10 protein-coding genes are annotated in these 12,421 nt (G+C 68.0%); 5 read left to right on the top strand and 5 right to left on the bottom strand.

Translation table 11 applies throughout. The annotated features are described in order from the left end of the window. Position 1 precedes the first annotated feature (1 nt). Positions 2-718, bottom strand: a complete 717-nt coding sequence (locus QK291_RS16600; RefSeq protein ID WP_282383809.1) for a hypothetical protein — start codon at positions 716-718, stop codon at positions 2-4. Positions 719-909: 191 nt separating this feature from the next. Between QK291_RS16600 and QK291_RS16595 the strand changes: the two genes are divergently transcribed. Both QK291_RS16595 and QK291_RS16590 read left to right on the top strand, forming a co-directional pair. After that, entirely contained in the window at positions 910-2,181 is a 1,272-nt protein-coding gene (locus tag QK291_RS16595; RefSeq protein ID WP_282383807.1) for a mechanosensitive ion channel domain-containing protein, read from the top strand. Between the two features lie 216 nt (positions 2,182-2,397). Further along, positions 2,398-4,182 (top strand): alpha-glucosidase, encoded by a 1,785-nt coding sequence (locus tag QK291_RS16590; RefSeq protein WP_282383806.1) that lies wholly within the window; start codon positions 2,398-2,400, stop codon positions 4,180-4,182. Between the two features lie 266 nt (positions 4,183-4,448). On the opposite strand, the gene QK291_RS16585 is transcribed toward QK291_RS16590, so the two are convergent. The 3 genes from QK291_RS16585 to QK291_RS16575 form a co-directional block, all read right to left on the bottom strand. Further along, positions 4,449-5,243 (bottom strand): alpha/beta hydrolase, encoded by a 795-nt coding sequence (locus QK291_RS16585; protein ID WP_282383805.1) that lies wholly within the window; start codon positions 5,241-5,243, stop codon positions 4,449-4,451. Positions 5,244-5,503: 260 nt separating this feature from the next. After that, on the bottom strand, positions 5,504-6,427 hold the full coding sequence (locus tag QK291_RS16580) for a glycosidase (protein WP_282383804.1): 924 nt from the start codon (positions 6,425-6,427) through the stop codon (positions 5,504-5,506). 276 nt (positions 6,428-6,703) lie between these two features. After that, entirely contained in the window at positions 6,704-7,570 is an 867-nt protein-coding gene (locus tag QK291_RS16575) for a DUF1295 domain-containing protein (protein ID WP_282383802.1), read from the bottom strand. A 177-nt stretch (positions 7,571-7,747) separates the two neighbouring features. On the opposite strand from QK291_RS16575, the gene QK291_RS16570 reads away from it, so the two are divergent. From QK291_RS16570 to QK291_RS16560, 3 genes are read left to right on the top strand one after another with little or no spacing between them, the layout of a single operon-like run. Further along, entirely contained in the window at positions 7,748-8,209 is a 462-nt protein-coding gene (locus tag QK291_RS16570) for a MarR family transcriptional regulator (protein ID WP_282383800.1), read from the top strand. Then, a complete protein-coding gene (locus QK291_RS16565) occupies positions 8,206-10,074 on the top strand; it encodes an AMP-dependent synthetase/ligase (protein WP_282383798.1) in 1,869 nt (622 codons plus the stop codon). The genes QK291_RS16570 and QK291_RS16565 overlap by 4 nt, the downstream gene beginning before the upstream one ends. After that, on the top strand, positions 10,071-10,505 hold the full coding sequence (locus tag QK291_RS16560; RefSeq protein ID WP_282383797.1) for a DUF2177 family protein: 435 nt from the start codon (positions 10,071-10,073) through the stop codon (positions 10,503-10,505). Before QK291_RS16565 ends, QK291_RS16560 begins: the two co-directional genes overlap by 4 nt. A gap of 28 nt (positions 10,506-10,533) precedes the next feature. On the opposite strand, the gene sulP is transcribed toward QK291_RS16560, so the two are convergent. Beyond that, positions 10,534-12,267 carry a sulfate permease gene (sulP, locus tag QK291_RS16555; RefSeq protein ID WP_282383796.1) on the bottom strand — a complete coding sequence of 578 codons (1,734 nt, stop codon included), beginning with the start codon at positions 12,265-12,267 and terminating at the stop codon, positions 10,534-10,536. Positions 12,268-12,421 lie beyond the last annotated feature (154 nt).

Below are 12,421 nucleotides of genomic sequence, written 5' to 3'. Positions count from 1 at the left end.
GTCATGGCTTTCCGGCCGGCCGCAGTGACGTAATTGCCTGCTTGACGTTCTTGTACTCGGTGGTGTCCATGTACGCCTCGGGGGTATCCACGTTTGTGGGACCTCCCGGTGCGGTGTCGAACGGATCGTAGACCCCTCCGAACATGGCGCCGCTGGGCGGCCAGGTGAAGAACTGGAAAATCGGGCAGGCGGTATCCCCGGTGGGCTCCGGGCCGGAGGTGATGCCGAAGGCCAGGCTGAGGGACCCCGCCGGGTCCTCCGACGCCGGACCGGTCCGGCCCTCGTAGACGAACCGCGGCGTCAACCCACCCTGGGCCAGCGCCGGGACGGGCTCGGCGTCGTACACCATGAAGGGGAACTTCACCGGACATTCGGCACCAGTGACCATGTTGGTCCGCAGAGTGGCCATCGTCTTGCCGGAGTCACTCACCAAACTCACCGCAATGCCGCCCTCAGCTGGTTCATCGGCAGGGTCCTTGACGGTCCACGACTCCGGGTAGTCGAACGCGAGGGTGCCGTCCGACGTCGTAAAGGTCTTCCAGCCCGCCGGGACCGTGGCGGCGGGCGAGGAAACCGGCGACGCGGTGGCCGTGGCCGTGGCCGTCGATAGCGGCGGGGAACTGGTGGCGGGAGCCGGCGCGGGCGACACGCACCCTGCGAGCAGCGCTGCCGCGCAGACCGCGGAAACGACTGTGGCCAACAATGCGGCTGGGCGCATGACACCCTCCCCCTGGAAAATTCAGTGATTGGTCCATTCTCGGTGCTTCCCGCGGGGAAACTAGGGCCTTTGGCCCCTTGGTCTTTACCGCTATGCCGGAGCCACCGCCAGCGGACCGCCGGCCGTGATGCTTCCCACGTTGACAACCTGCCGATTTCAGTTGGCCGCGGAAGCTTGCTAGAGCTTAACTAATGCAAGACGTTCTCGATCCCGCCATGCCCCTTCTGGCCCCCATCCTCGCCGTGGCCCTCGCCGTCGCCGGTGGGCTCCTCGCCTCCTGGCTGCTGCGCCGGATTGTGCTCCGGTTCAACCGCAATCAGCCGGCCCTCCGCGAGACCTCCCGGGTGGCCCGCCTGCCGTTGCGCCTGGCGCTCTGCCTGATCGGCGTCCGGATCGCCCTGGGCCTCACCACCGAGGACGCCGGATGGCGCCGCAACCTGGACCACGCGCTGCAGATCGCGCTGATTGGGTCCATTGCCTGGCTGGCTATCGCCGTGCTCCTCATCATCGAGACCATGGTGCTGACCCGATACCGGGTGGACGTGGCGGACAACCGCCGCGCCCGCAGGCTCCGCACCCAGGTGATCCTGGCCCGGCGGATCGGCGTGGCCCTGATTGTCATCGTGGCCCTGGGCATCGCGATGCTGACATTCCCCGCGATCCAGGCCCTCGGCGCCGGGCTACTGGCCTCCGCCGGTGTGATCTCGATCGTGGCCGGCCTCGCCGCCCAAACGTCCCTGGTGAACGTCTTCGCCGGCATCCAGCTCGCCTTCACGGACGCGATCCGGGTGGACGACGTCGTGGTGGTGCAGAAGGAATGGGGCCGGATCGAGGAAATCACCCTGACCTACGTGGTGGTCCACATCTGGGATGACCGGCGCCTGATCCTGCCCTCCACCTACTTCACCACCACCCCGTTCGAGAACTGGACCCGGCGGCAGTCCGAGGTCATGGGCACTGTGGAGTTCGACCTCGACTGGCGCGCCCCGGTAGAGGACATGCGCGCCGAGCTCAAACGGGTCCTGGCCGGCACCGAGCTCTGGGACGAGCGCGTGGGCATCCTGCAGATCACCGACGCGACCGCCGGCTTCGTCCGGGTCCGCATCCTGGTCAGCGCCGCGGACAGTGCGACGCTTTTTGACCTGCGCTGCCTGATCCGCGAGGAGCTAGTGCTGTTCCTGCAGCAGGAACACCCGACGGCGCTCCCCCACGTCCGGCTCGAATCGCTCGGTGCCGTTTCGCTTGGGTCGGGCACTCCCGGTCCCGCCGCTCCGTCCGGCACCTCGGCGAAGCAGCAGGGCAAGGTGTCCGCCGCGGACGAGCCCGGCCGGCACCCGGCCGATCCGCACGACTCTCAATTGTTCACCGGATCCATCGAGGCCATCCAGCGCTCCAAGGCCTTCACCGGCCCCGGCGAGGAAGTCTTTGAGGACCGCGACAAGAGCATCGCCTCGCAGAACTAGGACGCCCGGTTGGGTTGCCCGGAACGGGCGCCGGGTTGCCCGGTCCGGGTGCCGGGTTGCCCGGTCCTGGCGCCAGGTCCGGGCGGCTGCCGGGCGCCGGTCCGGCGCCGTCCACATGGCACCGGCGGGGTCTTCCCTGCCCGCGGGAACTGTTCAATAATCAAACGTTGGTGAGCCAGCGTCGGTGCTGGCTGCCGGACCAGCTGAGGAGTCCCCATGACGGTAGAACAGCCGACTGAAGAATCCGCAGCGGTTCCTGCCCGCGACTGGTTCCAGAGCGCCGTCGTCTACCAGATCTATCCGCGCAGCTTCGCCGACTCCAACGGCGACGGCATCGGGGATCTGCGGGGGATCATCGGCAAACTGGACTACCTGCACCGGCTCGGCGTCGACGTCGTCTGGCTGTCCCCGATCTACACCTCCCCGCAGGACGACAACGGCTATGACATCAGCGACTACCGTAATGTGGACCCGATTTTCGGCAGCCTTGAGGAGCTGCGGGAGCTGACGGACGGGCTGCACGCCCGGGGGATGAAGCTGGTCATGGACCTGGTAGTGAACCACACCTCGGATGAGCATCCCTGGTTCGTGGAGTCACGCTCCTCGAAGGACAATCCGAAGCGCGACTGGTACTGGTGGCGGCCGCCGCGCGAGACGGCCCCTGACGGCTCCGCCGGCGGCCCGGGAGCGGCACCGAACAACTGGGGCTCGGCGTTCTCCGGCCCGGCCTGGGAGTTCGACCAGGCCACCGGAGAGTACTACCTCCACATCTTCTCCAGGAAGCAGCCGGACCTGAACTGGGAAAACCCGGAGTTCCGGGCGGCGGTCTACGAGATGATGAACTGGTGGCTGGACCGGGGCGTGGACGGCTTCCGGATGGACGTCATCAACTTCATCTCCAAGGACACCGCATTGCCGGACGGGCCCATCGCCGCCGGGATGCTCTACGGCGACGGCAGCCCGTTCTACATCGGCGGTCCCCGGATCCACGAGTTCCTCCAGGAGATGCACCGCGAAGTCTTCGCGGGCCGCCCCGGCCCGCTGCTGACCGTCGGCGAGATGCCCGGCGTCACCGTGGACGAGGCCATCCTGTTCACCGACCCGGAGCGCGCCGAGGTGGACATGGTCTTCCAGTTCGAGCATGTCGCCCTGGACCAGGAGGACGGCAACAAGTGGCGGCCCAAGAAACTCAAGCTCACGGACCTCAAGAAGACCCTGGGCCACTGGCAGACCGGCCTGGCGGAGCGGGGCTGGAACAGCCTCTACTGGGGCAACCACGACCAGGCCCGGGCGGTGTCGCGCTTCGGCGACGACGGCCAGTACCGTGAGCTCTCCGCCAAGATGCTCGCCGGCGTCCTGCACCTGCACCGTGGCACGCCCTACGTCTACCAAGGCGAGGAACTCGGCATGACCAACATGGCCTTCGGGGCGATCAGCGATTACCGCGACATCGAGGTCCTCAACCACCACCGGGAGGCCACCACGCACCTGGGCCACACCGACGCGGACGTCCTCGCCGCGCTGGCGCCGCGGAACCGTGACAACGCGCGCACCCCGGTCCAATGGGACGCCTCGCGGCACGCCGGATTCACCACCGGCTCCCCCTGGATTGCCGTGAACCCGAACGCCAACCACATCAACGCCGCCGCGCAGGTCGACGACCCGGACTCGGTGTACAGCTTCTACCGGGCGGTCATCGCGCTGCGGCACAGCGAGCCCGTGGTGTCGCACGGGGACTTCACCATGCTCCTACCCCGGGACGAGCACGTCTACGCCTTCGTCCGCTCGCTGCCGGAGACCAAGCTGCTGGTGCTGGGCAACTTCTCCGGCCAGGACCATGAGGTGGCGCTCGACGACGCCGACGTTCCCCTTGTGTGGGACAGCGCGGAACTGGTCCTGGGCAACTACCCCGCCGATGCGGCAACGCCCCGCCTGCAGCTCCGGCCGTGGGAGCTGAAGGTCTTCCGCGCCGGAGCATCACACACCATCCACCACGAGTGAGGGAGCCTGGCATGACCATTCCGCCGCCGCACGAACCTGAGCCGTTTCCGCCGGAACCCGGGCCGACCACGCCCGAGCCTCAGCCCGGGGACCCGTTTCCCCCGGAGCCCGGCCCGGTCCCTCCCCCGGCGCCGATTCCGGGGCCGGGTCCCGCGCCAACACCCGGTCCTTTCCCGACACCGGGGCCGCTGCCAATACCGGACCCCGCCCCGGTCCCGCCACCGCGGCCGGACCCGACTCGGTTCTAGCTAAACCCCCGGGCCGGCTCAACCGGCTATGCCGTGCAGGAAGTTCCGGACTTCGGTGTTGAAGGCGTCGGGCGCTTCGAGCTGAGCCACGTGCCCGGCATCGGGAATCACCGCCAGTTTTGAACCCTGAATCTGGCGGTGCAGCTCGTGGGCGACGTGCAGCGGGGACCGCTGATCGTCTGCGCCGTAGAGCAGGAGCGTGGGAATGCTGATGGTGGGCAGCACGGGCCGGTAGTCGGCCCGGCCGCTGGCGGAGAGCAGGGCCCGCATTCCGGCCGGCCGCACGTCGGCCATGATCCTGCTCGCTTCGGCGACCACTGCGGGATCCGCCTTGTCCGTGAACAGTGTTGGCAGCCACTCGTCGATAAACTTCTCCGGAGGTTGACCGATCTCGGCTTCCACCTGGGCGTAGCGCCGCTCCACTTCCTCGGGCGGCAACGATCCCGCCCAGCCGGCGTAGGCGGACGCCAGCACCAGCGACGCGGGCAGCTCGGGAGCTCCGCGGTACAGCTCCAGGACCACCATGGAACCCCACGACAGCCCGACTAGGTGTGGCTTCGCAGGGACGGCCGCGCGCAGGAAGCCGGCGGTGATGGCCCCAAGCTCCCCGGCGGACATGTCCGGGGCAGGGTCATCCGACCCTCCGCACCCGGGAGCGTCCCAGGCGAACACCGTGAACCCGTCCGAGAGACCTTCCAGCTGCGGGCGCCAGACCCGGCTGTCCTCCCCGGCGCCATGGAACAGCACCAGTGGCGGTCCCTGGCCGACCCGCTGGTACGCGATTCGCAGCCCATCAACTTCAACGGCTTCCATAAGCCAATGCTAGGCCGGTCGCCGGTTGCCGGGCAGGGCCCCGACGCGGCTGCGCATCCGGGCGCCCTCCGACGGCGCGCAGCGGCGGACCCGGGTACCCGCCCACGGCACGCAACGGCGGACCCGGGCGCCCTCCGACGGCGCGCAACGAGGGTTGGCGACGCTCTAAGCCGCCCGCGCTGAGCAAAAAACCCTTCGACACCCGAATTCAGGCGTCGAAGGGTCTTTAGCGCAGCGGCAGGGAAAATGAGAGCCGCTGGTTACGGCAGGATGATGTCGCGGGTCCGGTGGTCGTAGTGGATGACCATCTGGCCGCCGGAGTGGTGCACTTCGTGGTTGGCGCCGTCGAAGGCACCGAACGCACCGAAGTTCTCGTCCCAGGAGCGGTTGAGCGCGATTTTGAAGCTGTACGTGCCGGCCGGGAGGTCCGCCGCGAGCTTCCAGAGCTGATCGACGAGATCCAGTTCCATCTGGGATTCGTCGTACTGCGGGGCCCAGTTGGCGGGGGCGCCCAGCAGGATGTTGAAGTCACCCGCGACGGCGACTGCCTCCGGCTGCTCGAGGGTCTCCACGCTGGTGGCCAGCGCCGCGGCTGCCGGAGATGCCGTCCCGGCTGCAGGTGCCGGGGCCGCCGGGGCCGTGGCGGTTGCCGCAGCGGGCTTGTCCGCTGCCTTGCGCTTGCGGACTGCCTTGGCGACCGGGGCCACGGCGTCTTCCACCAGCTTGGCAGCCTTGCCGGCGACCTTTTCGGCCACCTTGGCGGCCTTCGGAGCCGTCTCGCGAACGGCCGTCTTCCGCGTCGGTGTTCCGGCGGGGGGAGCCGACGGCAGCGGGGTGTCGGCGGGAACGGGAGTTCCGGCGTCGAGCGCTGCGGCGAATGCGTCAGGGTCGGCGAACGCGACGGTGGCGCGCTGGCCGTCCTCGGTGATGGTCCAGCCCGCACGGCCCTTGACGAGCCAGCCGGCCTTGACCAGCTTCGCGGTGGCGGTGGTCAGGGTCTTGTGGCCGCGGGGAATTCCGCCGCTGAGCAGTTCACGCTCGAATTCGTTGAGCGGAACGCGTGCCATTGCCTCGCCCAGCACCGCTCCGGCGTTCAGCTGCTCGCCCGTCCACACCCCCTCTGCCAGCACGTCCAGTACGGCCTTCAGTCGACGGGTGGTGTTTTCGGCAGTGTTCGCGCCCATGGGTCTCCTTTAGAAGCAATTGATCCACCTGCATTTTGCCAAGGATCATCGAGTTTCCGCGACTCGGATCGGTTAACTCTGCGTGTCGTGACCCACTATTACACCCCATGGCGGCGGGCGCGAGGGGCCAGGGGCAGGGGTACCCGCGGGTAACAAAAACTGCGTGGTGCGGATACCTGTGGGTAACAAAAGCAACGCGGGGTCATCTACGGCCCATCCCGGGGCCCGGGACGGGCCGTAGATGACCCCGCGTTGCTTGGAAGCTGGGGGGTACTGCTAGGGCTTGGGAATCAGGATGGGGGTGTTCTTCTTGTAGGTCTCATAATCTTCCTGGCCGCCCCACTTCTTGTCGGACTTCTCCTCCAGGAGGGGCACGCCGCTGACCTTGGTGAGCAGCAGGGTGACGAAAACCGGGGAGATCAAGGCGACCCACTGCCAGCCCTGCAAGGCGGGGACGGCGATGATCGCGACACCGATCCAGAGCAGGATTTCGCCGAAGTAGTTCGGGTGGCGAGACTTGGACCACAGCCCGGTGGAGATGAATTTTCCCTTGTTTGCCGGGTCGGTATTGAAGCGGCTCTTCTGGTTGTCGGCGACGATCTCGATGCCGAAACCGACGGCCCAGACCAGGAAGCCAACCAGCGCGAACCAGTCCAGCGCCACCCTGGTCGCCGAGGTAATCGCCACCCATGCCGCGGCCGCGGTGAAGACGACCCAGAGTCCCTGGATGGTCCACGCGTTGAGGAACCGGATGAAGGAGGGCTTGATCTCGTCAAAGCGGTCGTCTTTGCCGGCCTTGCTGATGCGGCGGAACAGGAACGTGCCCAGCCGCAGCGTCCAGGCGAGCACCATGGCCGCCAGCAGCACGGCGCGGGCGTCGACTCCCGGGGTGAGCACGATGAGCAGAAGGGTGATGGCAGTGTAGGTCAGGCTGCCGGTCAGGTCGTAGAACTTCTCGGTCTGGGCCGTGAAAGAAGGGATGAACGCCAGCCACTGGATGAGGAACGCCGCCCCGACCGCCATCGCGAAGACGGGTATCCCGCCCAGTGTTGCCCCGCCCTGGCTGCCGGCCACGGCGACAAGCGCCCCGATCAGCACAACGATGGGGAGGGCGATGAGCGCCTTACGGTCTGATTCCTTCATCAGGAACTTCCTTTCACACGGAGCGGTCAGACGGTGCCGGCCGCGGCCGGCACGACCCAAGAGGTACCGCCGGGCGTCAGCAGTTATAGCAATCCTATTAGATGATCAAATAGGATTGAATAATCGATCATCGAACAAGATTAACTGATGAAGGAATTCCGTATCTAAGGAGGGGACATGACCGCGTCGCAGCAACACCCGGCGGCGTTGGCCCTGCAGGGCCTGTTCACTCTCGCCAGCGATGCCGAGCGGGAAATCGCTCGCGTCATGGGTCTGAACCTCACCGATTACCACGCCCTGTCGGCGCTCGCCCAGTCGGGACCGGTCACGGTGGGCAGACTCGCCGAGGACCTGGGCGCCACCCCGGCCACCGCCACCGCGATCGTGAGCCGCCTGGAGTCCCGCGGCTACATGGCACGCCACCGGAACACCGAGGACCGGCGCCAGGTCCAGGTGAGCGTCACCCCGACAGCGACCCGTGGAATCAAGAACCTGATGCGGCCCCTCATGGCCGCCACCAATGAGCACCTCAAGGCCCTGCCCGCCGACCACCAGGCCGCCGTCGCGGACTTCCTCGACGTCGCCCAGCACCTGATGCAAGACCACCTGCACACACTTTCGGAGAAGGACGCCCTATGAGAGAGTTCACCACCCCGCTGCTGGTCGAGCCGACCGGTCACCGGAACGCGACCGAGCTGCTCATGCAGCGGTTCCGGACCTCCCCCGACCACGTTGCCTTCGAGGTACGGGCGCCGAACGCGGCGATCACGGATCCCTGGCGGCAGGTGACCACCCGGCAGTTCGTTGACGAGGTACGGGCCCTGGCCAAGGGCTTCATCGCGGCCGGCCTCCAGCCCGGCGGATCGCTCGCCATCATGTCCCCCACCCGGTATGAGTGGGCGCTGGCGGACATGGCGGCGTGGTTCGCTGGCGCCGTCGTCGTCCCGATCTACGAGACGTCGGCCGCTCCCCAGGTCACCGCGATCCTCGCCGACGCCGACGTGCGCCTCGCGATCGCCGGCACCGCTGAGCATGCCCTCCTCCTGGAGCAGGGCTTCGAACAGGCCCGGACGCCGGGCCTGGGCATTTGGACGATGGACGCCCGGCCCGGGGCGGACCTGGCCGACCTGGTGCTCCGTGGCGCAGGAATTCCCGACAGTGCGGTCGAGGAACGGCGCCTGCTGGCAGATCTCGGCTCGGTGGCGACCATCGTCTACACCTCAGGCACCACGGCCGCGCCCAAGGGCGCCCTCATCACCCACGGCAACTTCGTCGGGCAGGTGCTGAACGTGGCCGCCGCCTACACGGAGGTGGTCCGCGAGGGCGGCAACACCATCATCTTCCTGCCGATGGCGCACGTGCTGGCCCGCGGGCTGCAGCTGACCTGCCTGGCCAACGGCATGCGCATCGCGCACCTGTCCGACCCCCGGGACGTGGTGCCAGCCCTCGGAGCCCTGAAGCCCACATTCCTGGTGGTGGTGCCCCGCGTGCTGCAGAAGATCCAGGCCTCCGCCGCCGCCGCCGCGACGAAAAAGCACCTCGGGCCGGTGTGGGCGTCAGCGCAGAAGACCGCGGTCGCCTGGGGCCGGTTCGCCGAAGCCCGCGACGCCGACCCGGCCGCCCGGGCCGCCCCGGGACTGAGCGTCCGGCATGCGCTGTTCGATCGACTCTTCTACGCCCGGCTCCGGAAGCTGGTGGGCGGGCGCCTCGACTATCTGCTCTCCGGTGCCGCCGCGCTCGACGCCGAGCTATCCCTCTTCTTCCGCGGCCTGGGCCTGCCGGTCATCGAGGGCTACGGCCTCACCGAAACCACCGCCCCGCTGACCGGGAACATGCCCGGGTCCATCAAGGCCGGGTCGGTGGGCGTCCCAATGCCGGGAACAACCGTGCGCCTCTCGGACCGGGGCGAGGTGCTCGCCCGCGGCGTCGGCGTGTTCGCCGGCTACCGCGGGCCGGCCGACAACACGGACGCGTTCGCGGACGGGTTCTTCCGCACCGGCGACCTGGGCGAGCTCGATGAGCTGGGGCGGCTCACCCTCAAAGGCCGGATCAAGGACGTCATCGTCACCGCCGGCGGCAAGACCGTCTCCCCCGCCATCTGGGAAGGCTACGTGGAGGGTGACCCCCTCGTGGCCCACGCCGTGATGGTGGGCGAGGGCAAACCCTTCCTCGGCGGGCTCGTGCTGCTGGACCCGGAATCCGTCGCGGCCTGGGCCGAGCGCGAGGGCATCGCCGATCTGGCCGGCCTCCGCATCCCGGACGACGGCGGCGCGGTCCAGATCGACGACGCCCGGCTCCTCACCGCGATCGGCAAGGCGGTCAGCGCCGCCAACGCGAAGATCGCAGGCTCCGAACAGGTGCGGCGGTTTGTGCTGCTCCTCACTGACCTCAGCGAGGCCAACGGCATCGTGACCCCCACCATGAAGCTCAAGCGCGGCGCCTTCACCGAACGCGCCCGCCACATCGTCGACAGCCTCTACGCGGACAAAAGGAGCCAGGCATGAAAACCCCTCTCAAGAGGTGGCTGCTGTCCTACGCGGTCGCCGCCGTGATCTTCGCCGTCGTCGACGTCGTCTGGATCGGCACCGTGGCGAACAACCAGTACGAAAGCCAGATCGGGGAACTGCTGGCGCCCAGCGTGAACCTGGCCGGCGCCGTCGTGTTCTACCTGATCTATGTCGTGGGAATTGTGCACTACGGCGTCCGGCCCAACGACCCGGACGCCACCCTGCGCCAGCGGGTGACGGGAGCCGCCCTGTTCGGCTTCTTCACCTACGCCACCTGGGCCCTGACCGCGCTCGCAGTCCTCAAGGACTTCCCCGCCGTGGTGGCGCTGACCGACATCGCCTGGGGTGTCGCGGTCTGCAGCGCCGTCACGTGGCTCACGGCCACCCTCCTTCGGCGCATGTTCAGGCGGGCCGGCACCTCAAAGTAGCTCCCGCCGCCAACAAAGCAACGCGGGGTCAGTCCCCGGCGCTCCATTCGGCCCCGGTCTCGGCCGTATAGGCGGCCACGGCGGCGTCGATGGTGCGGTAGAAGTGGCGCCGGTCGATCTGGCGGGTCAGCTCGTAGCGTTCGATCTTCGTCCGGACCCCGTGCTTGAGCTCGGCGAACACCAGGGAGGTGCCCTGCGCGTTCAGCTCCTGGTCGAGCTCGAGCAGCACGTCCGAGGCGGTCGTGTCGACGTCGGTGATGGGTTCGGCCGCGATGACGATCCACCGCGGCTTGGGCTCGGTGCGTGCCAGCCGCCGGATATTCTCGCGGAACGGCCGGACATTGGCGAAGAACAACGGCGCATCGAAGCGGTAGATCACCAGGCCCGGCAGGTGCTGCGCGTCCGGGTGGAAATGCACATCGTGGAATCCTTCGACTCCCGGCACCCGCCCGATCACCGTCTCGTAGGGCCACCAGGCCCGGCGGAAGATGTTGAGGATGGACAAGCCCACCGCGATGCCGATACCGGGCAGGACCCCCAGCAACGTCACCCCGAGGAAGGCCGCAAGCGAGAGATTGAACTCGGTCTTGCGCTGGTGCCAGAGCCGCATGGTGCCCGGGATATCGGCCAAGGATATTGATGCCGTGATCACAATGGCCGCCAGCGCCGGCTGGGGCAGGTTCCGGAACAGCCCCGGCAGCAGCACCAGCATAAGAAGAATCAGCAGCGCACCCGTCACTCCGGTGAGCTGGGTCTTCGAGCCGGAACGTTCCGCTACCGCCGTCCGGGAGCCGCTGGTGCTCACCGGGAAGCCCTGGAACAGGCCCGCCGCCAGGTTCGCCGCGCCGATGCCGATCATTTCCTGGTTGCCGCGGATCTCCTCACCGGAGCGCGCGGCGAACGACGACGCCGTCGAGATCGTGTCGGTCAGCGACACCAGGGCAATCCCGAGGGCGCCGGCGAACATCAGCGCGAAATCCGAGAAGTCCAGGGACGGGATGGTGAACGGCGGGAAGCCCTGGGGCAGTACCCCGACCAGTGAGACGCCCCGGTCGGCGAGGCCGAAGAGCGACGTCGCCCCAATAGCGAGCACCACCATGACAAGCACCGACGGGACCTTGGGCAGCCACCGTTGCAGCGCCAGGATCAGTACGATCCCGGAGATCCCGACGGCGGCAGCGGCCACCACCGCCTCGCCCCCGGCCAGACCCTGGATGAAGCCGATCAGGTCCCCGATGAAGCCCTCGCCGCTCACCGAGAACCCGAAGAGCTTCGGGAGCTGGCCCACGAGGATAGTGATCGCGAGGCCGTTCATGTAGCCGATCATGGTCGGCTTGGAGATGAGGTCCGCGATGAAGCCAAGCTTGGCCACGGACGCCAGGACCATGATGACGCCGACCATCAGCGCGAGCATCGACGCGAGGACGACCGCCTTCTGCGGGTCGCCGTCGGACGCCACCAGCGGCAGGACCGTCGCGGCGATCATCGGGCCGAGCGAGGAGTCCGGGCCCAGCACGAGGATGCGGGACGGGCCGAAGACCGCATAGGCGAACAGGCACAGGACCGTGGTGTACAGCCCGGTGATCGGGGGCAGACCGGCCAGCTCCGCGTAGGCCATGCCCTGCGGAACCAGGAGCGTCGCCAGGACAATTCCGGCGACGATGTCCTTGCCGAACCAGCTCTTCTGGTACGCCGCGGCGACGTCGAGCCCTGGCATCAGCTGGCGCAGCCAGCCGCCCCGCCGTTGTCCGGTCGTCGTCATAGCAGCACTCTGCCGGGCACCGGCACCCGGTGCATCCTCCCCCGGGGGTGATCCTGGCCGGCTGCCACCCCCGTTTGCCCTATCACTTTTGGCTCCCATTCAGCTGTTTTAGCAACCAAGAGTGATAGGGCAAGTGAGTGTGAGGACCTGGCGG

This window comes from Arthrobacter sp. AL12, from assembly GCF_029960645.1.
Taxonomy (GTDB): domain Bacteria; phylum Actinomycetota; class Actinomycetes; order Actinomycetales; family Micrococcaceae; genus Arthrobacter.
The sequence above is the reverse complement of the archived record's forward strand: the minus strand, read 5'-3'. Positions and strand labels throughout refer to the sequence as shown.